This window comes from Polynucleobacter sp. MWH-Braz-FAM2G (genome assembly GCF_018687635.1).
Taxonomy (GTDB): domain Bacteria; phylum Pseudomonadota; class Gammaproteobacteria; order Burkholderiales; family Burkholderiaceae; genus Polynucleobacter.
The window spans coordinates 631209-651145 of the sequence record NZ_CP061300.1 but is presented as its reverse complement, the minus strand read 5'-3'; the positions used below and the strand labels follow the sequence as shown (position 1 = coordinate 651145).

Here is a 19937-nt window from a genome sequence, read left to right as displayed (position 1 = left end):
TAATAAGAGACAGTATGACCATTCAGACCAAAGACTATTTATTTGTAAGAAATAAACTTCTCAATAAAGAAGAGATTGCATTTTTAGACGTACGCGAAGAAGATCCTCACGCCCAAGAGCATCCCCTGTTCGCAGCGAATCTACCTCTTTCTAGAATCGAGATTGATGCTTTTGCGAAGTTACCAAAGAAGAATGTGCCCATAGTCACACTCGATGATGGCGAAGGATTTGCACTATTAGCTGCGCAACGCTTAGTCAATCTAGGCTATACCGATGTATCGGTATATGAAGGCGGCGTGCAAGGCTGGAAAGCAGCAGGCGGCGAATTATTTAAAGATGTGAACGTTCCAAGTAAATCTTTTGGCGAACTTGTTGAAGCCAAACGACACACCCCCTCTTTATCTGCCCAAGAAGTAAAACAATTAATCGATAGCAAAGAAGATGTTGTAGTTGTAGATGTGCGTCGCTTCGACGAGTACAACACAATGAGCATTCCTACTGGCATCAGCGTGCCTGGAGCAGAGCTTGTTTTACGCCTACCCGAGTTAGCGCCAAATCCAAAAACGAAAGTCATCGTTAACTGTGCTGGCAGAACACGTAGCATTATTGGCACACAATCATTAATTAATGCAGGCATTCCCAATGAAGTAAATGCACTACGTAATGGCACGATAGGCTGGACCTTAGCGGGACAAGCACTTGATAAAGGTCAAAGCAGAAAATTTCAGGAAGTGAGTGAAGACACAAAAAATGATGCTGCACAGCGTGCTCGTAGCGTCGCAGATAAAGCCGGCGTGAAACGCGCCAGTCTGGAAGATATTCAAAACTGGAAAACACAATCCGATCGCACTACCTACTTTTTCGATACTCGCACCCCGGAAGAATTTGAAGCAGGCCATCTTCCAGGTTTCAGGTCGGTACCTGGTGGACAGCTAGTTCAAGAAACCGAGATGGTGGCTCCGGTACGTGGCGCTCGAGTAGTTTTAGTAGATCCAAGCGGTCGCGGCGTAAGAGCAAACATGCCAGCATCTTGGTTAGCACAAATGGCATGGGATATATATGTTCTAGACGGAGTCAAGATTGCTGATCTCACCGAAAAAGGGATTTGGCAAACACCTTTACCACCCTTACCAAAAGTAGAGAGCATAGATGCGCTTACGGTTTCTCATTGGCTCAAAACAGATAGCAATACGATTGCGATTGATTTCAGCACGCATGCAAATTATGTAAAAGGACATATCCCTGGCAGTTGGTATGCCTTGCGATCAGAACTTTCCCAAGCAATCAAAAAAATTCCTCAGGTCGACCGTTACATTATTACCAGCTCGCCATCAGAATTGAGCCTTTTTGCCGCTAAAGAATTACAAGCACTCACTAAAGCTGAAGTACTTGTTTTGGAAGGCGGAAATAATGCATGGATTAAGTCAGGTCTAGAGCTTGAGAAAGGCCCAACTCATTTAGCCTCACCTCCATTAGACCGTTATAAGCGTCCTTATGAGGGCACTAATGTCGACCCCGCAGCGATGCAGGCTTACCTCGATTGGGAATTTGGTTTAGTTGAGCAACTTGGCAAGGATGGAACCCATCACTTCTGGGTTCTATAAATAACAATTCATCCTTGCCGCTGCATTAGATTACTGAATTAAACAATTTTATTGCGAATGATGCCAACACCAGTGATTTCGGTTTCCATCATATCGCCAGGCTTCAAAAACTCCGGTGGCTTTCTGCTATAACCCACTCCAGAAGGTGTACCAGTGGCAATAATGTCGCCTGGCAATAACGTTAGACTCCGCGATAGCTCGGCAATCACTACTGGGATCTTGAAATACATCTGCCTGTAACTGGCGTTTTGCTTCTCAACGCCATTGACACGGCAGATGATGCGAGTGTCATCCAGATTGACGCCTCCTGCTGTCACAATCCATGGCCCCATAGGCCCATGTCCATCCAAGCTCTTTCCTTTAAACCATTGACCAGAATGGCGCTTCTGCTGTACGTCGCGCGCGGTTGTGTCGTTATAAGCGGAATAGCCAAAGACATAATCCATCGCATTCTCTTCGGAAATATTCTTACCCTTTTTACCAATAACTACGGCCAGCTCAGCCTCCCAATCAATCATGGTGGAATAGCTACCATCATAGGGAATGGGATCAAATGGACCATTCATGGTCTGGGTACCTTTAGTAAACAGAACGGGAACTTTTGGATATTCCTTCACGCCTTGATCAGCACGCCTATCTTTGCCTTCATCAAAATGGTCAAGATAATTCCAGCCCACACAGTAAATATTGCTTTGCGGTTTAGGAATCGGTGACAGCAAAATCACCTGATTCACATTGGCTAAATTATTGCCTCGGCCTTTAAATATTACCGCTAACTCCATTAACCCCTGGTTGCCTGAGCCCGCTAATGAAATCATTGAGCTTGGATCAAAGGAGAGTTTTACTTTTTGGCGTGCCGCTTCGGCTGGAATATCGACCACCATGCCATCATTTGTTACCAAACCCAACCTGGAGGTCGCACCCATTTTTGGCAAATAATTCGCGACTCTAAAGCCAGCCTTCCCAGTTAGAGGCTCAACTACAATTTTTGGTTGATCTTCTGAAGCAGCAATTGCATTAGAAATTAACATGCTACTCATGGCAGCGGACGCACCAAATTTAAGCGCATCTCTCCGATTTGTATCCACAGCATCTCCTTGTATTTTTGTTTTAGTTACTTACTTTATTCTGAAGGCGTATTTCCCGAAGAATCTGTTGTAAATATTAATACCAAAACTCTATCTTGGGCAGAATTATGGAAAACTCACTATCCTTAGCTCATGCGCCCGATTGGAAAACTTCCTCCTATTCGCCTGATAGCCTGCTTCACCATCCTGCTTGGGCTCTGCGCCTGCGAACGAGAAACCTATACCAGTTGGAGCTGCAACTCCTCCTCTGAATCTAAGATTCCCATGGTTCTTCGCAAAGCCAAAATGGAATTTAAAGATAGTAGATTGGATTACTGCGGTAGCCTTGGGAATCTCAGCTACTTTGATCTTCAGTGCCCAGCTCAGATTAATCAATCGAGCACCATCTTTACTCCTGCCTCAGGATTGCTTCAGAGCAAAGGTCAAGAATATCAGTGCAGCGCCTTATAAATGAATAGACTAAGTCCCAAGAAATTACTCCTTACTAAATGGACGGCAGTAAAACCAATTGCCAAGCAAAAGCATTTTTTGGTCAGCAAGGTTATTCTTCCAGAGCCCCCTAACGAAAAAATTGAGTTTGTGGAAATTGAAGCGGTCTACTCCAAAAAAACTACGCTCATTGCATGGCGTGATCTAAGCAATAGCGAGTTATGGCTGCAGGGCTGGAAATAAAAACCGCCTCTATTTTGAGGCGGTTTTTTTAAATATCCAACACTAAGAAGAAAAACTAGGCGAATCAGTCTACTTTTTAGAGCCAGAGGATTTCTTAACTAAGTCATCGAGATTCTTTTCGGCAGCATCTGCTACTTGATTGACTATACGACGTCCTTCCTTAAACATCTTCTGACCTGTGGTGGACATTTCATTTACCACTTTGGAGAGCTTGTCAGCATGAGATGGTAATTTATTCTCCGCATCTTCCAACCAGCCTACTAAAGAACTACGAACTTTCTCAAGATGCTTTTCTGTTTCATCAGCAGCACTCTCACCAATATCTTTTAATACTGATTTGACTTTCTTTTGATAAACAGCAGCACGCTTAGCAGCTTCTTTAGCAGCTTCTTCTTGCAATGCTTTTAATTTCTCTAGATCGTTTTTAGCTGCGGACTTAGCGCTATCAAGAGCATTTTTCATGCCCCACTCCATCTCGGCAATGTGGTGCTCACTTAATTGTTTTGCTGCATCCAATAATTTATGCGAGTAATCAAATAATTCCTTGGCCTTCTCTTGTTGCCATTTTTGAAGATCTTTTGCGTCCATCACAACTCTCCTGATAAATAAGGTTAATTTAGGATTAACTAGGCTTCCATGTTCAACTCTATACCGAAATTGGCATACTGCCAATTCCCCCAATTTAAGGCATTAAAATGACAATATGACGGAACGACAATCTATTTATGACGCCATTGGGGGCATCGATAAAATCGATGAATTAGTCGATCGTTTCTACGATTTAATGGCTTTAGAGCCAATTTTTAATGATTTACGCGTCATGCACCCTCAAGACCTTTCTGGTTCAAGAGAAAAACTCAAATTTTTCCTTACTGGTTGGATGGGGGGTCCAGATATCTATTCCCCCAAATATGGGCACCCTATGTTGAGGGCACGTCACTTACCTTTCAAGATTGGCCTAAAAGAGCGAGATCAATGGTTGGCCTGCATGTACAAAGCCCTTGAGGATTGTGGAATATCTGGGAATGTCGCAAAGCAATTAGAGGAATCATTTTTCAATACAGCAGATTGGATGAGAAATCAGCCGAACTAATTAACCAATAGTGATTAGTCGAGCTTTGCACCCGCTTGTTTAACTGCTTTTGCCCAACGAGGCATTTCTTGAGCAAGAAACTTGGTAAATTGATCTGCATTTAAATAGGCGGGATCAGCCCCCTGATCGATCATCTTTTTTTGCACATCCTGCGACTCAAGCGTTTCTTTAAATGCGCTACTAAGTTTGTTTACTGCTTCGGGGGGCGTTCCTTTTGGAGCCAAAATTCCATAGAAACCTACAACATCTAAATTAGCCACACCAGTTTCAATGACAGTTGGCGTATTGGGCAAAGCAGGATTGCGCTTTGCGCTAGTGACGGCAAGCGCCTTGACTTTACCTTGTTTAGCATAGTTAGCGGCTTGAGGAACAGACTCTGCCATAAATTGCACATGACCTGCGATCAAATCAGTGAAAGCAGGTGCACTCCCTTTAAAAGGAATGTGCACCATGAATATCCCAGTTTCACTCTTGAGCATCTCCGGCACCAAATGAGAAATGCCACCATTACCTGCGGATCCGTAATTCAACTTACCAGGGTTTGCTTTTGCGTAAGCAATAAATTCTCGCAAGGAATTTGCGGGAACATCTTGATTCACAATTAACACCAATGGTTGCTGAGCAGTTCTCGCAATAGGTTGAAAATCTTTTAAGGTGTCATAAGGTGACTTGGTATAAATCGCTGGATTAATAACCATTGTTCCAGTGTTTGCCAATAACAATGTATAACCATCAGGCGGAGATTGCATCACAAACTGAGCCCCAACTGCACCCCCTGCCCCAGCTTTGTAATCAATGATGACGGGCTGCCCCAAAGAAGACTGAAGCTTGTCTACTAGAAGTCGAATATGAGCATCCAAAGGACCTCCCGCAGGAAAACCAATAATGATCTTGATTGGTTTCTCAGGAAATGCGGCTCTCACTGAATTAATTGTCAAAAATACCGCTGCACTAAGCAGCAATATCCTGATGAATTGTGTGGGCTTAGTCATAATCCGCAATATTGAATGCACTTGGATACACTTTACCCCAAGACTCTCTCAGCAAAGCAAATCATGATCGAAAGCTTTATGCAGTTAATAAGCGACCCCAATGCCTGGATCGCTTTTCTAACACTCTCTGCCCTAGAAATTATTCTAGGCATCGACAACATCATTTTCATTAGCGTTATCGCTAACCGACTACCTGCAGAGATTCGAGAAAAAGTACGACGCTTTGGTCTGATCTTCGCCCTAGTAACCCGCATCCTTTTATTGCTAAGTCTATCTTGGGTAATGGGTTTAACCACTCCGCTTTTTACTGTGATAGAACATTCAATTAGCGGCAGAGACCTAATCCTATTGCTTGGAGGTTTCTTTCTGATCTGGAAGGCCTCAAAAGAAATCTATATAGAAGTAGAGGCTCGAGATCATCACGAAGAGATAGGGGTCGCTGATAAGAAGGAGCGTGCAAAATCAATGTTTACCCTATTTATTGGCTCGGTTTTGCAAATTGGTTTGCTAGACATCATCTTTTCTTTGGACAGCGTGATTACTGCTGTTGGCATGGTTGATCAAATTAGCGTGATGATTGCTGCAGTTCTCGCCTCAGTTTTGATTATGCTCATTGCAGCAAAGCCGATCGGCGACTTTGTTCAGCGCCATCCCTCGATTAAAGTACTCGCTCTATCCTTTTTAACTGTTGTGGGTGTAGTTCTGATTGCCGAAGGAATGGGGCTTCACATTCCTAAGGGGTATGTCTACGTAGCCATGGCGTTCTCATTAACAGTTGAACTCTTAAATATTCGCTCACGTGAGAAGAAAAAACGGATAGGCTAATAACTTCGATTTTCAGTAGCGTATCTTTATAAGGCCTGCGCGCAAGCAAAGCCACTTGCCCAAGCCCACTGAAAATTGTGACCACCGAGATGGCCTGTAACATCCACACATTCCCCGATAAAAAATAATCCTGGGTTTTGACGGGACATCATTGTCTGACTATCTAGGTCTTTAGTGTCCACTCCACCCAACATTACCTCGGCCTTTTTCCACCCCAGAGTGCCTGCTGGCTTGACTGACCAGTTCGTGATGAGTTCTTTAAGCGCTTGTCGATCCTTTTTGGATACTTCAGCCCATTTACGACCTGTTAAGTTTCTTTGATCAGCAAAAGCTTTGGCTAAACGTTGCGGGAATACTGCCGACAAAATGGTTTCAGCATGTTTAAGTCGATTCTCTTCCTTATTGAAAAGCTCATCGCAGTTAAAGCCGTCTGGTCGCTCAATGGCTCCCAGCCAATCAATATGTATCGGTTCACCTTCCTCCCAATAGCTGCTTGCCTGAAGCACTGCTGGACCAGATAAACCTTTATGAGTGAGCAATAGATCTTCATTAAACCTGCAAGCACCATAGCGCCTGCCTTTAGAGCCAGCGGCAATTCTGACTGGGATACTTAAGCCAGCCAAATCATTCAAATTTCCAAAAGTTTCCGCGGTAAAGGAAAGTGGTACTAGGGCAGGCCTTGGGGCAATCACATTCAGACCAAACTGCTTGGCTATATCCAATGAATAGGCAGTAGCACCGATCGCAGGAACCGGCAAACCTCCTGTTGCCATCACAACAGTTTTGGATTTTTCAGTACCATTATTCGTAGAAACGGCCCATAGATTACCTTCCTTCTGAATCGATGTGACGGTAACTGGATTGCGAATACTGACCTTACCTTTTGCGCACTCCGCAAAAAGCAATTCAATGATTTGCTTTGCTGAATCATCACAAAACAATTGACCTTGATGCTTCTCATGAAAATCAATCCCATGAGCCATTACCAATTTGATGAACTCAGCTGAGGGATAACGAGCCAAAGCACTTTTCACAAAATGCTGATTAAGAGATAAAAAATTGGCGGGGCTGGTATGCAAATTAGTGAAATTACATCGCCCACCACCGCTAATACGAATCTTTTCACCTAAGATTTCAGCATGATCAAGCACTAGAATTTTTTTTCCAAGCTGGCCCGCAACACCCGCACAAAATAGACCCGCAGCTCCACCACCGATGATGATGGCATCCCAAGTTTTACTCATACTTACTCAAAGCGATCAATGATGTCGGATGAGATATTGAGTTTTCTCATATGTAACTTGGTATAGGCTTGACGAAAATTCTTGGTCATTGAAATCATTACCGAGGCAGTCCAAGCAAATGAAAACATTCCCGAGAAAGCAATAATGACTGCCAACATCTTCCAGCCCTCAGGAAGAATATCTTCCATAAATCCCATGGCAGTATAGGTGCTGCCACTGAACAAAATACTTTGACCCAATCCAGAAATTAAATTGAATGAGCATAAGGCAATACCCCAAATGAATATTTCAGCAATATGCGTCAAAAATAAATAGAACACGCTGACATAAAAACAAAGGGCGACAGCTGAGTACTTTTTCTCCGATAAATAGAGAAACGTCTTTACCTCATAGCGTTTTGCAATTTGCAGCAGAACCATTCCATGAAAGACCATTACCAATAAGAGCATGGCGCCACCAATCAAATAGCCTGGTAGATCCAATGAGGTTATGAGCGATGTATTTGCTGGGTTCATTGCATTGATTTTACAGACGCGCCTAACTTCAGCTCAGTTGATACCAGTTCTGAATAATCTGCCATGCCTCTTGAGCAGTTTCTACAAAATGAATAGATTGCATATCTTCTTGATCTATAACCCCGAATTCGACCATATGTTTGAAGTTCACCATTTCATTCCAATAATCAATACCTACTAATATCACAGGAATAGGCACCACTTTCTTGGTCTGTATTAGGGTCAAAACTTCAAATAACTCATCAAAAGAGCCAAAACCTCCAGGGTAGGCGACGATTGCTCTAGCACGCAACATAAAGTGCATCTTCCGCAGCGCAAAATAATGAAAGCGAAAACTTAAGCCTGGACTGATATAAGGATTGGGATGCTGTTCTCTAGGAAGGCTGATATTAAAACCAATCGTTTTATCGCCCGCTTCAAAGGCGCCGCGATTCGCTGCCTCCATGATTCCTGGGCCACCTCCTGTACAAATCCGTAGCTTGTCAGCATCGCTTGCTTGAGTAGCGTTGTATTGCGCTACTAGAGAGCCGAATTCCTTTGCGGATTCGTAATACTTGCTATGTAGAAGAGCCTTTTTAGCAAGCGCAAGAGCTTCGGGGGTGGTCGCCTTCTTTTCCAAATCAAGAGCATGCTCGCGACTTACAAAGCGAGTTGATCCAAAGACCGTAATGGTGTGATCAATCCCATGTTCTTTTAAAAGTATTTCAGGCTTCAGAAGCTCTAGCTCGAAACGAATTCCGATCGTTTCTCTGCGCGACAAAAAAGCTTCGTCATCAAACGCAAATTTATAAGAATCATCAGAATCTTCTTCAGAAAGCTGGTTTCTATGAAGATTTAAAAACTCGGTGATTGTTTGCGCATTATTAACGGGGAGTTTGGAACTCATATTGCGACCTTTAAGCTATCTATAGAGAGATCTTAACCTGCACTTTGAATAAGTGTTAATACCTATTTCTCACTAGGATATGGGGTTCTGAGCTTATTTGGGATTTACCCAGCGCCCATCCCGAGTTAATATTGATGGAATTTCAACCAAATCGAAGGAAAAGCAATGAGTAACCGTTCTCTTATCATCATCGTTCTGGCATTAATTGGTGCCACAGCCTATTTACTCCTCAAGGGTGATGGCGACATTGATATGGGCGGCGAAAAGCATGGCGCTGAAGCAACTCATGTAGAAGAAGCCAAAAAAGATGCTCCTGCAGCTGCTCCAGCAGCACCAGCGGCAGCTCCTGCAGCTGACGCTAAGAAGTAATTACTTCTTTTGCACATAAAACCGCGGTCCGCCGCGGTTTTTTTATATCATCAATTTGATGAAGTTATTATTTTCTTTAGCTACCACTTTGGCTCTTTTGTGCACAGCTCAAATTGCCTTTAGCCAATCCTTTAAAGACATGAAAACTCTAGACTCTACTTCTCTTACTTCTTTTGCTCCAACTGGCACATTGCGTGTAGGCATCAACCTAGGAAATCCAATTCTTGCCAACGAAGATCCCAATACAAAGCATTTGTTCGGTGTAACTATTGATATTGCAAATGAAATTGGTAAACGCATTCAATTGCCAGTAGAGCTCATTCCTTTTAAAACCGCGGGCGCCACTGTGGATGCGGTTAAATCCGGAAATATCGATTTAGTATTTGTAGCAATCGATCCAGTACGAGGTGCCGACATTAGTTATACGCCAGCTTATATTCAAATTGAGGGGGCTTACATGGTTAAATCAGCCTCACCAATTCAGGTTAATGAAGAGGTAGATGTTGCTGGCACAGAGATCGTGGTTGGCAAAGGAAGTGCCTATGACCTCTATCTCACAAGAGAAATCAAGCATGCCTCCCTGCTAAGGGCCGCTAGTTCACAAGCGGTTGTGGACGACTTTATGTCTGGCAAAGGCAGTGTGGCAGCTGGCGTTAAGCAGCAATTAGAAAGCGATGCGAAACGCTATGAAGGTTTACGCATGCTTCCAGGCAGATTTATGGTGATCCACCAAGCCATTGGCATTCCAAAAGCTAGGTCCAATTATGAAAACACAAACTCATATCTGAGTAATGTCATCGCCGAATTAAAACAATCTGGATTTGTGGCTGACAGTATGAAACGTCACAACATTCAAGGTGCAAAAGTAGCTGATTAAATTAACATTGGTAGGTATGTAAACGCTCAGGGATGATGACATTTTTCCAATGCAACTCCTGCCGAATGCTTTCAGCCAAGACCGATGATGACTCAGGTTCACCATGCACTACAAAGACTGTTTTTGGGGCTTGCTCAAATCCCCTCAACCACTCTAGCAAACCAGCCTGATCAGCATGAGCAGATAAACCGCCAATAGTATGAATGGAGGCCCTCACGGCCACCTCTTCGCCAAATAAACGAACTTTGCGAGCCTTATCCACCAAACGCCTACCTAGACTGCCATAAGCCTGAAAGCCTGTGATCACAATGGCATTTTGAGCGCGTGGCAAGTTTGCTTCTAGGTGATGAACAATACGCCCCGCATCACACATGCCGCTCGCTGAAATAATAATAGCGCCACCTTTAACCTTATTGAGCGCTTTAGACTCTTCTACATCAGCAATAAAACGAAGATCTACTGCATTCGGGTTTTGTTTGTACCATTCAAAAGTGACTTGAGATTGGCCATCTAACTCTTTAAAAAAATGCTGAGTCAAATGCGTGGCTGCAGTAGCCATAGGTGAGTCGACCCAAATACTCAAATGCGGTAGTCGTTTTCTTCTCACCAGATCAATTAATAAAAATAATATTTCTTGTGTGCGTCCTACCGCAAATGCAGGCATTACCACATTGCCATGAGCATCCATGGTTGAAACGATTACTTCAACCAATTCATCCTCTGTCTCCTGCAGACTGCGATGCAATCGATCACCATAAGTTGATTCCACCACAACGACATCAGCACTTTTAACTAAATCAGGGTCGGGCATTAAAACCTTGCCTTTCATACCAATGTCCCCAGAAAAGACACATCGTTTTGATTGAGAACCGTCTTCAGCGATATCCATAACTGCTATCGCAGATCCTAATATGTGCCCCGCATTCCGAAACTCCAAATGGATGCCTGGTACTAACTCAATTCGCTTTCCATACTCCACCACTTCAAATCGAGTCAGGGTCACCTCTACTTCTTCCCTAGAATACAAAGCAACCGGCAGTTCTCCGCGCCACTTCCCAGCCTTTTGTTTTCTCTCAGCCCTCTCTACATCAGCACGTTGTAAATGAGCGCTATCAAGCAAGAGAATTTTTAGTAACTCATAAGTTGCAGGTGTGCAGTAAATGGGTCCATCAAACCCCTGAGCACACAATCGCGGCAGAAGACCGCTATGGTCAATATGAGCATGGGTCAAAACCACAAAATCAAGCTCTTTTGGCGAGAAGGGCAAAGACTCTAGATTCTTATTGGTTGCTTCACGTCCCCCTTGGAACATTCCATAATCAACCATAAAATGCCTGACCTTTCCCGCGAGAGTTACCTCCATGGAATGTCTAGAGCCTGTTACTTCTCCTGCCGCACCAAGAAATTGGATCTTCATGTGTTCAGCATACTCTTTCCTATAATTTGCTCAAGCCCCCAGCAATCAGAGCGATACTACTGAAATGAATTCCCAAGCTAAGACTCTAGACACCTTTGACCTCGTCAAACTTTTAAAGCGCGCGCCTGCAGAACACAAAGGTCATGCGGGCAAAGTTATGTTGATTGGTGGAGCAACTGGTATGGCTGGCGCCCTACTACTTGCAGGAAATGCATGTTTGCATTTGGGTGCGGGCTGGACCATTCTAGAAATGCTCGACCCCGCTTCGGCTCACGCAGATGCTGATCATCCCGAGCTCATGATTCAACTTGTTACACCCAATATTTTGGATGTAATTAATACTACCCAACCCGATGTGATCGCGATTGGGCCAGGTCTTGGTAAATCAGAACTCGCAATTGAATGTTTACGTGCATCTCTTTCATTCCCCAAGATTCCATTGGTGATTGATGCAGACGCCTTAAATCTCATTAGTGCATCTGGTGAGTTGCTTGAACTTTTAATAAATCGTAACCAGAAATTTCCTGGTCTCACTGTTCTCACACCTCACCCTGGCGAAGCGGCAAATTTATTAAAGAGCTCAACGGAAAAAGTGCAATCTGATCGCTTGAGCGCTATCAAAGCACTAGTTGTATTAACACAATCAATTGTGGTCCTTAAAGGACAGCACACCCTAATCCTCTCCCCCCACCATACTCTAGAGCAATGTATGGCTGGCAACCCTGGCATGGGCACTGGAGGCATGGGTGATGTGCTCACCGGAAGCATTGCTGCTATTGCAGCCCAAGGCATACGTCATCATCTAGATCTATGGCAGTCAACTGGGATTGCCGTTCAACTCCATGCTAGCGCAGCAGATAGTCTAGTAAATAAGGGTATAGGCCCGATTGGACTTACTCCCTCCGAAAATATTTTAGAGATGCGAGCACTACTGAATAAGCTGTTATAAATAGCGATGCATTCAGCAAGCGCAGCACATCATCACAGACGCTACCTCTACGGCATTTTGATGGCCGCAGTCGGCTCTATGCTTTTTTCAGGCAAAGCCATTCTGGTCAAGCTAGCCTTCGATTACGGAGCTAATGCAGAAACACTGTTAGCCTTACGAATGCTAATGGCGATGCCTTTGTTTTGGGGAATTTTTTGGTGGGAGTCACGACGCAAACAGATGACTTCAATTACTTGGCTTGATCGTGGCAAATTATTTTTTCTGGGGTTTTTAGGATATTTTTTAGCAAGCTATATTGATTTCTTGGGTCTTCAATATATCTCGGTTGGCTTAGAAAGAATTGTGCTCTATCTGACACCAACTATTGTTCTCGTAATATCCTATTTTGTTTTAAAAAAACCCATCTCACGACTGCAGTGGTATGCACTAGTTGTTGGATACATTGGGGTCTTCATTGTCTTTATTCAAGACGCAAGCTCTACCGGAATGCTTGCTTGGCTTGGCATGCTTCTAGTTTTTGGAAGTGCCTGTTCATATGCCGCTTACATGATTGGTGCCGGAGAGATGGTGAAGCGAATTGGGAGCATACGCTTGGTGGTCTATGCCAGCACCGCCTCCGCGATCTTGAGCATAGCGCAATCCACTCTTCACAATCCATTAGCAATTTTCCAGCAACCACCACAAATCTATTGGTTTAGCCTACTCAATGCTAGCTTGTGCACAGTAATTCCAATGCTGTTAATTATGATTGCTATCAATCGCATCGGTTCACCGCTTGTTGCACAGGCAGGGATACTCGGCCCAGTATCTACTATTTTTATGGGTTATTTCATACTGGCCGAGCCTATTACGTGGACGCAAATTGGCGGCATGGCCTTGGTTATAGCGGCGATGTGGTTGCTGGTACGCAATGACGCTCCAAGAAAAAAGTCACCAGATCCAAAAATATCTGATGACTTAGAGAGTACCGAACCCCTCAATTAAGGGGGTTTAATTTATTGCGGAGCTACTTCGGCAGCAGCTTTAGATTTCTTTTTCGCTTTCTTCTTTGCTTTTTTCTCAGCTTTTTTCTCAGCTTTCTTTTCTTTCTTAGCCTTCTTCTTAGCTGCTTTCTCGGCAGACTTCTCAGTTGGAGTTGCAGCAGGCGTTGCGACTGGCGCAGTTGCTGGAGATGCCGCTGGTGCAGTGGCAGGTGCTGGATCAGCAGCCATTACGGATATTGGAGAAAAGCCAATTACAACAGAAATAAGGGATGCGATGCTGAGGTGTGCAATACGAGAAATCATGTGGTTCTCCAAGATAGATTGTGGATAATTTGATAATACTCAAAAATTTGAGATAAATGCTTCATTTTTAAAGGTTGGTTTATGAGTAATTTTCCGAGCGACATCTTTACCGAACCACAGGGCTATTCAGTTAATACGCTCGAGCAGCTTGGTCCATTAACAGACATGGCCGGAATTTGGGAAGGTGTTCGAGGTTTAGACGTCAAACCCAAAGCTGAGGGACCCAAGAAGCAAGCGTATGTAGAACGAATTGAACTCCAACCAATTGACCCTCAAACTAATGGACCACAGTTGTTTTATGGCTTGAGATATCACACCCACATTACCAAGCCCGACCAAGTAAAGACCTATCACGATCAAGTAGGCTATTGGTTATGGGAACCAGCAACAGGCAATATTATTCACACCCTAACTATTCCCCGAGGGATGATCACAATGGCAGCGGGCAACGCAAGCCCAGATGCAAAACAATTCGAACTAGTCGCAAGAGAAAATGATCGACACGCAGGAGTCTCATCGAACCCATTCTTAGATTACGCATTTAGAACGGTTGAGTTTCGTATACAAGTCTCAATCAATAGCGATGGCACTTGGTCCTATGAACAAGACACCATCATGAAAATTAAAGATCAAGCGGAACTATTTCATCACGTCGATAACAACACGCTGCATAAAATCGGAGAGGCCACTCCCAATCCTCTAGCGCGTTAATTGCGAAGCTCAAATCCTATGAATTAAAGGCCATCAATTGATAGCCTTTTATTTGTGACGGAGCGCTGTTTAAAGCAGTGGTTATGCTGGTTGAGCTTCCGCTTCAGTAATTTTCTCTAGTGCTGTAGCAAGATGACCTACTGTACGATCAACATTACCCCATTTCTCCAATCCAAATAATCCTAGACGGAAAGTGCGGAAGTCTGGTCTTTCATCGCACTGCAAAGGTACACCAGCGGCAGTTTGCAAACCGAGAGCAAGGAACTTCTTGCCAGACTGAATATCAGGATCTTTGGTGTAGCTCACTACCACACCAGGTGACTCGTAACCTTTGGCAGCCACTGAAGGATATCCCTTAGACACTAGCAAATGGCGAACCTTGGTACCAAGCTCAATCTGCTTCGCCTTTAAGGCTGCAAAACCTAGCGATTGAGTCTCCTTCATGACGTTACGCAAAATCTTTAGCGCATCAGTAGGCATTGTGGTGTGATAAACGTGACCACCCTTTTCATATGCTTCCATAATTTGGAGCCATTTTTTCAAGTCCATAGAGAAGCTGCTGCTCTGTGTCGACTCGATACGCTCTCGAGCTCTTTCGCCCAATGCGATCAACGCACAGCAAGGGGAGCTGCTCCAGCCTTTTTGTGGAGCGGATATCAGCACATCCACTTCGCATGCTTTCATATCAACCCACATTGCACCTGAAGCAATGCAGTCCAAAACAAAAATGCCATTTACCGAGCGCACTGCTTCACCAATGGCCTTGATGTAATCATCAGGGAGAATAATTCCAGCAGAAGTTTCTACGTGCGGCGCAAATACCACCGCAGGCTTTTCTTTCTTAATGAATGCAACCACTTCCTCAATTGGAGCTGGTGCAAATACACCCTGCGCTGAATCTTCTAGTTGACGACCTTTAATCACGGTGATGTCACTGGTGATATTGGCCAAATCAAAAATTTGTGTCCAGCGATAACTAAACCAGCCATTACGAAGTACTAAACATTTTTCATTATTGGCAAACTGGCGGGCAACCGCCTCCATACCAAAGGTGCCGCTACCAGGAACAATCACTGCGGAGCTAGCGTTATAGGCATCCTTGAGGACGCTAGAAATATCAACCATCACACGCTTGAATTCTTCGGACATGTGATTCAAAGAGCGGTCGGTATAAACAACCGAGAACTCCAGCAAACCATCTGGATCTACATTGGGAAGTAAGCCTGGCATATTAATTTCCTAGGGAATAATGTGATTAGCCCTAAATGATACCGATTTAAGACTTTTTTGGGTGTTGAAGCCAAAAATACCTCTAAAAAGGCCATTTTTAGGGCTTTTAATCAGATTTAACGACGTCTTCTCGCAGAAATCACAATACCAACAACAATTAATGCAAAAGCTAGTCCATGAAAGAATTGCGGGGGTTCACCCAACATTGCCGCCGATAAGAGCGCAGTAAACAAAGGAATGAAATTTGCAAAAAAGGCAGCGACCGTTGGCCCTGCACCAGTCACCCCAAGCCCCCAGCAACGATACGCGATCAAAGAAGGACCAATTGCTACAAACACAATTAAAGATATCGTCCACCAGTTCAGAACGATAAAGGCATGACCTAGGGCAATTTCAAAACCATCAAACAATCCTGTCCACAAAAGGCCTGCTGTAATTTGGGCCAATAAAAATTCAGCCCACGGCCAATGCCGTTCAGTGCTAGGGCCTGTGCGAGTTAACATCCAACTATAAAAAGCCCATAGGATTGTGGCTAACATAATCAATAGATCACCAACAACCATTTGCATCGATAGCAAAGCAGCAAGATCGCCGCGCGTTAACACAATGCCAACACCAAGCAAACTTACGAAGGCGCCGATCAATTGCAACAAGCTAGGCTTAACTTGATAAAACAATGCGCCTATCAAAAGCATCCAAATAGGCATGCTAGCGCCAATCAAAGTCACATTAATCGCCGTAGATGTTTGCAGGGCAAGATACAGCAGCACGTTATAGCTGCCTACTCCAAATAGCCCCAAGATCAAAAGACGCTTCTTGGTTTTCCATAATGGGCTTTTGGGCATAAAAACACGCCAACCCAATGGAAGTAGCAACAAGGCAGCCAACCCCCAGCGAACTGCGCTCAAAGTAATTGGCGAGATACTGCCAACTAATAAGCGTCCAGCAATTGCATTACCTGCCCATAAGGCTGTAGCAGTTAATAAGTAGGCAACGGTAGCAAAATTGAGCTGGTACATTCAAAAACTTTATGGGGGAGCGGTGTTCAAGGTCCCCAAACAAGGGATACCCTTGCATTGTAGAAACAAATCCTCGGTATTGCTAAGATAGAGCTTAAATTAAGCTTTAGCTTCAACAATTAGGCATTAAATAGAAGGAAACATTGTGGCAATCATCACCAACATAGAAGACTTGCGAGTCCTTCATCAAAAGCGCACCCCCAAGATGTTTTACGACTACGCAGACTCTGGTTCGTGGACTGAGTCAACTTACCGCGCCAATGAATCCGACTTTCAAAAGATCAAGTTACGTCAGCGTGTCGCGGTCAATATGACGAACCGCACCACCAAAACAACCATGATTGGGCAAGAAGTGGCGATGCCTGTTGCACTTGCCCCCACAGGCTTGACTGGCATGCAGCATGCCGATGGGGAAATTTTGGCGGCCAGGGCAGCTGAAAAGTTTGGCGTGCCCTTCTGTTTATCAACAATGAGTATCTGCTCCATTGAAGACGTCGCGGAACGCACCACTAAACCATTTTGGTTTCAGCTGTATGTCATGAAAGACCGTGGCTTTATTGAACGCCTGATTGAGCGCGCCAAAGCGGCAAAATGCTCCGCTTTAGTTCTCACCCTAGATTTACAAATTTTGGGTCAGCGTCATAAGGACCTAAAGAATGGTCTCTCTGCTCCGCCTAAGCTCACTATCGCCAACATGATCAATATGGCAACTAAGCCACGCTGGTGTCTAGGTATGGCGATGACGCCACGCAGAACGTTTCGCAATATTGTTGGTCATGCTACTGGTGTTGGCAATATGTCCTCCCTCTCCTCTTGGACTGCCGAACAATTTGACCCAGGTCTTAATTGGGGCGATGTAGAGTGGATTAAAAAACTTTGGGGTGGCAAACTAATCATCAAAGGCATCTTGGATGAAGACGATGCACGCTTAGCAGCTAATTCTGGAGCCGATGCATTGATTGTGTCCAATCATGGCGGCCGTCAATTAGACGGCGCAATATCTAGCATCAAAGCTCTACCTGGAATTGTGGATGCAGTGGGCAAAGATATTGAAGTATGGATGGATGGCGGCATTCGTTCCGGTCAAGATGTTTTAAAGGCATGGGCCTTGGGTGCGCGTGGCACCATGATTGGTCGTCCATTTTTATATGGCTTAGGTGCCATGGGCGAAGCGGGCGTTACCAAGTGCCTAGAGTTAATTCACAACGAGCTTGATATCACCATGGCATTTACTGGTCATCGCGATATTCAGAATGTGACTAAAGATATTTTGTATCCAGGGACTTTTTAAATTTTTCATTTCCTAAACCACCCTCTTGTAGTATTTGCGCTCTCATTTCTAATACTGGCACTTTGTGTTTGGTTCGGTAATGCAGTACTGAGCCGCTATCGCACTAAAGATACTGAAACGTCGCAAGATTTAGGAATTATCCAAACTGCAACCCTATCTCTTTTAGCCCTAATCATTGGCTTCACATTCTCCATGGCCATTGATCGTCATGATCAACGAAAGGTCCTTGAGGAGGCCGAAGCCAATGCTATCGGTACAGAGTTTTTAAGGGTAGATTTATTGCCCCCGCAAGTAGGAGCCCAAACGAAAGACCTACTCATTCAGTACGTGGATCAGCGGATCTTGTTCTACTCTAAAGAGAGTCCTGAAAAGGTACGTGAAATTCGCCGTAGAACTGACGAGTTACAAACAGCCCTCTGGAATGTGATTCTTCCGTCCGTACGATCACAGCCCAGCGCCACCATGGCACTAGTTACCTCTGGCATGAACGATGTACTGAATGCGCAAGGATATGTTCAGGCTGCATGGTGGAATCGTATCCCCTCTACCGCCTGGTCATTAATGATAGCTATCGCCATATGCGCCAATCTATTGGTTGGATTTGGTGCACGCAATTTCAAAAAGAATATTGGCCTTTTCATGATATTTCCTTTTGTCATCTCCGTATCTTTCTTTTTAATTGCCGACATCGATAGCCCTAGAGACGGTGTAATTCGCATTGAATCCAGAAACTTATTAGCTCTCAAAGGTAATTTAAGTCAACAGATGGAAGCAAGCACTTCAGCTACCACCAAAAAATAAGCCTCATCGTAAGGGCGGTAAAAATGAAACGTGTAGTGGATGTCTTCAAAAATCGTGGTCGTGAACTTGTCTGGACTTATGTCATCGACCTTCAAAATGACGCTAAATTCCACCCAGGGCAATTAGACTTTGAGATTGAGGCGCTTAGACTGTCTCAATTGGATAAACGCGGGATTGCCAACGAGCTCAGCGCCAAGGTAAGGCTCAGCAACTAAGATTCAAAGCTTTTTTATCCCTGTTTTGAGAGGGGGATTATCCCTAGTATAGATAATGTTAATGAGATTCATTATCATTTATGATGAATCCATTTAATACTCACGCACTATGACTAGAACCAAATATCATCCAGCCTCAATATTCTTTCATTGGCTTGTTTTCTTCTTGGTTGTAGCTGCTTTTGTGGTTATTGAACTTAAAGGACAATTCCCCAAGGGTAGTGAACCTCGAGAGCTTTGTAAAACCATCCACGGCGTTATAGGTCAGCTCATTTTTGTTCTCATGGTTCTTCGCCTGATGGTCCGCCTAACTTACGGTGTTCCTGAGCCAACAAACCCAAAACCTGTTTTTGTTTCATTTGCCAAAATAATGCATTGGCTGCTGTATGCCTTACTCTTGATATCGCCAATTTTTGGATTGCTGTATTTTCAATATGGGGGCAAGGAAATTCATTTCTTCGGCCTAGTATGGCCTCAATTTGTCACCCCCAATCCAGAAATGAAAAAATTAGTTGAAGGGGTACACGAATTCCTAGGAAATTCTCTCTACATCTTGATCGGCATTCATGCCTTGGCAGGCTTGTGGCAACATTACGTCATCAAAGACGATACACTTCGACGTATGTTAAACAAGGCTAAGGCCTAAAGGTCTGGAGCGACAAATCAATGAAGCCACTTACTAAAAAAGCCAAAATGGCGGTTGGCTGGACAGTCTTAATGACTGTAGTGGGAACTGCAATGCTGCATCAATGGCAATTCTTTGCAATAGGCTGCGCATCACTTGCTATGCTGCTCGTAGCCAATCAGTATGACTTATTGAAAGACCCTGAAGACAAAAAATAATCCCGCTCAT

At 44.1% G+C, this 19937-nt stretch carries 25 protein-coding genes; 15 read left to right on the top strand and 10 right to left on the bottom strand.

What is annotated here, in order from left to right; translation table 11 throughout:
* Positions 1–14 precede the first annotated feature (14 nt).
* Positions 15–1604 carry a rhodanese homology domain-containing protein gene (locus tag FD973_RS03445; protein WP_215324238.1) on the top strand — a complete coding sequence of 530 codons (1590 nt, stop codon included), beginning with the start codon at positions 15–17 and terminating at the stop codon, positions 1602–1604.
* Positions 1605–1642: 38 nt separating this feature from the next.
* Here FD973_RS03445 and FD973_RS03440 read toward each other — a convergent pair whose 3' ends face one another.
* On the bottom strand, positions 1643–2692 hold the full coding sequence (locus FD973_RS03440) for a fumarylacetoacetate hydrolase family protein (RefSeq protein ID WP_215324237.1): 1050 nt from the start codon (positions 2690–2692) through the stop codon (positions 1643–1645).
* A gap of 132 nt (positions 2693–2824) precedes the next feature.
* Between FD973_RS03440 and FD973_RS03435 the strand changes: the two genes are divergently transcribed.
* On the top strand, positions 2825–3142 hold the full coding sequence (locus FD973_RS03435; RefSeq protein WP_215324236.1) for a hypothetical protein: 318 nt from the start codon (positions 2825–2827) through the stop codon (positions 3140–3142).
* Positions 3143–3364, top strand: a complete 222-nt coding sequence (locus FD973_RS03430) for a TIGR02450 family Trp-rich protein (RefSeq protein WP_215324235.1) — start codon at positions 3143–3145, stop codon at positions 3362–3364.
* A 69-nt stretch (positions 3365–3433) separates the two neighbouring features.
* On the opposite strand, the gene FD973_RS03425 is transcribed toward FD973_RS03430, so the two are convergent.
* Entirely contained in the window at positions 3434–3952 is a 519-nt protein-coding gene (locus tag FD973_RS03425) for a hypothetical protein (protein ID WP_215324234.1), read from the bottom strand.
* Positions 3953–4067: 115 nt separating this feature from the next.
* Between FD973_RS03425 and FD973_RS03420 the strand changes: the two genes are divergently transcribed.
* Positions 4068–4457, top strand: a complete 390-nt coding sequence (locus FD973_RS03420) for a group II truncated hemoglobin (protein ID WP_215324233.1) — start codon at positions 4068–4070, stop codon at positions 4455–4457.
* Positions 4458–4471: 14 nt separating this feature from the next.
* On the opposite strand, the gene FD973_RS03415 is transcribed toward FD973_RS03420, so the two are convergent.
* Positions 4472–5449 (bottom strand): tripartite tricarboxylate transporter substrate binding protein, encoded by a 978-nt coding sequence (locus FD973_RS03415; protein ID WP_215324232.1) that lies wholly within the window; start codon positions 5447–5449, stop codon positions 4472–4474.
* Between the two features lie 63 nt (positions 5450–5512).
* Here FD973_RS03415 and FD973_RS03410 point away from each other — a divergent pair, with 63 nt between their 5' ends.
* A complete protein-coding gene (locus tag FD973_RS03410) occupies positions 5513–6274 on the top strand; it encodes a TerC family protein (RefSeq protein ID WP_215324231.1) in 762 nt (253 codons plus the stop codon).
* 26 nt (positions 6275–6300) lie between these two features.
* On the opposite strand, the gene FD973_RS03405 is transcribed toward FD973_RS03410, so the two are convergent.
* The 3 genes from FD973_RS03405 to FD973_RS03395 are packed head-to-tail and all read right to left on the bottom strand — an operon-like array spanning position 6301 to position 8919.
* Positions 6301–7518 (bottom strand): aminoacetone oxidase family FAD-binding enzyme, encoded by a 1218-nt coding sequence (locus FD973_RS03405; RefSeq protein WP_215324230.1) that lies wholly within the window; start codon positions 7516–7518, stop codon positions 6301–6303.
* A 2-nt stretch (positions 7519–7520) separates the two neighbouring features.
* Positions 7521–8033, bottom strand: a complete 513-nt coding sequence (locus FD973_RS03400; protein ID WP_215324229.1) for a hypothetical protein — start codon at positions 8031–8033, stop codon at positions 7521–7523.
* Between the two features lie 28 nt (positions 8034–8061).
* Positions 8062–8919: an LOG family protein gene (locus FD973_RS03395; RefSeq protein ID WP_215324228.1), complete on the bottom strand. Its 858-nt coding sequence runs from the start codon at positions 8917–8919 to the stop codon at positions 8062–8064.
* A gap of 165 nt (positions 8920–9084) precedes the next feature.
* Between FD973_RS03395 and FD973_RS03390 the strand changes: the two genes are divergently transcribed.
* Both FD973_RS03390 and FD973_RS03385 read left to right on the top strand, forming a co-directional pair.
* Positions 9085–9288 carry a hypothetical protein gene (locus FD973_RS03390; RefSeq protein WP_215324227.1) on the top strand — a complete coding sequence of 68 codons (204 nt, stop codon included), beginning with the start codon at positions 9085–9087 and terminating at the stop codon, positions 9286–9288.
* A 58-nt stretch (positions 9289–9346) separates the two neighbouring features.
* Positions 9347–10165 carry an ABC transporter substrate-binding protein gene (locus FD973_RS03385; RefSeq protein WP_371816869.1) on the top strand — a complete coding sequence of 273 codons (819 nt, stop codon included), beginning with the start codon at positions 9347–9349 and terminating at the stop codon, positions 10163–10165.
* A gap of 1 nt (position 10166) precedes the next feature.
* Here FD973_RS03385 and FD973_RS03380 read toward each other — a convergent pair whose 3' ends face one another.
* Entirely contained in the window at positions 10167–11582 is a 1416-nt protein-coding gene (locus tag FD973_RS03380; protein WP_215324226.1) for an MBL fold metallo-hydrolase RNA specificity domain-containing protein, read from the bottom strand.
* Between the two features lie 64 nt (positions 11583–11646).
* On the opposite strand from FD973_RS03380, the gene FD973_RS03375 reads away from it, so the two are divergent.
* Both FD973_RS03375 and FD973_RS03370 read left to right on the top strand, forming a co-directional pair.
* Complete coding sequence (locus FD973_RS03375; protein ID WP_215324225.1) at positions 11647–12531, top strand: NAD(P)H-hydrate dehydratase; 885 nt, start codon at positions 11647–11649, stop codon at positions 12529–12531.
* Between the two features lie 6 nt (positions 12532–12537).
* A complete protein-coding gene (locus tag FD973_RS03370) occupies positions 12538–13515 on the top strand; it encodes a DMT family transporter (protein ID WP_215324224.1) in 978 nt (325 codons plus the stop codon).
* Positions 13516–13526: 11 nt separating this feature from the next.
* Here FD973_RS03370 and FD973_RS03365 read toward each other — a convergent pair whose 3' ends face one another.
* Positions 13527–13817, bottom strand: coding sequence for a protein tyrosine phosphatase (locus FD973_RS03365; protein ID WP_215324223.1), 291 nt, complete (start codon positions 13815–13817; stop codon positions 13527–13529).
* Positions 13818–13898: 81 nt separating this feature from the next.
* Here FD973_RS03365 and FD973_RS03360 point away from each other — a divergent pair, with 81 nt between their 5' ends.
* Positions 13899–14528: an FABP family protein gene (locus FD973_RS03360; protein ID WP_215324222.1), complete on the top strand. Its 630-nt coding sequence runs from the start codon at positions 13899–13901 to the stop codon at positions 14526–14528.
* 81 nt (positions 14529–14609) lie between these two features.
* Here FD973_RS03360 and FD973_RS03355 read toward each other — a convergent pair whose 3' ends face one another.
* On the bottom strand, positions 14610–15758 hold the full coding sequence (locus FD973_RS03355) for an aminotransferase class V-fold PLP-dependent enzyme (RefSeq protein ID WP_215324221.1): 1149 nt from the start codon (positions 15756–15758) through the stop codon (positions 14610–14612).
* Positions 15759–15874: 116 nt separating this feature from the next.
* Positions 15875–16777, bottom strand: a complete 903-nt coding sequence (locus FD973_RS03350; RefSeq protein ID WP_215324220.1) for a DMT family transporter — start codon at positions 16775–16777, stop codon at positions 15875–15877.
* Positions 16778–16922: 145 nt separating this feature from the next.
* Here FD973_RS03350 and FD973_RS03345 point away from each other — a divergent pair, with 145 nt between their 5' ends.
* The 5 genes from FD973_RS03345 to FD973_RS03325 all read left to right on the top strand — a co-directional run bounded on the left by FD973_RS03345 (position 16923) and on the right by FD973_RS03325 (position 19927).
* Positions 16923–18068, top strand: coding sequence for an alpha-hydroxy acid oxidase (locus FD973_RS03345; RefSeq protein ID WP_215324219.1), 1146 nt, complete (start codon positions 16923–16925; stop codon positions 18066–18068).
* 192 nt (positions 18069–18260) lie between these two features.
* Positions 18261–18869 carry a hypothetical protein gene (locus tag FD973_RS03340; protein WP_251368824.1) on the top strand — a complete coding sequence of 203 codons (609 nt, stop codon included), beginning with the start codon at positions 18261–18263 and terminating at the stop codon, positions 18867–18869.
* 23 nt (positions 18870–18892) lie between these two features.
* Entirely contained in the window at positions 18893–19084 is a 192-nt protein-coding gene (locus FD973_RS03335) for a hypothetical protein (protein ID WP_215324218.1), read from the top strand.
* A 109-nt stretch (positions 19085–19193) separates the two neighbouring features.
* On the top strand, positions 19194–19730 hold the full coding sequence (locus FD973_RS03330; RefSeq protein ID WP_215324217.1) for a cytochrome b: 537 nt from the start codon (positions 19194–19196) through the stop codon (positions 19728–19730).
* A 20-nt stretch (positions 19731–19750) separates the two neighbouring features.
* Positions 19751–19927, top strand: coding sequence for a hypothetical protein (locus FD973_RS03325; RefSeq protein WP_215324216.1), 177 nt, complete (start codon positions 19751–19753; stop codon positions 19925–19927).
* Positions 19928–19937: the final 10 nt, after the last annotated feature.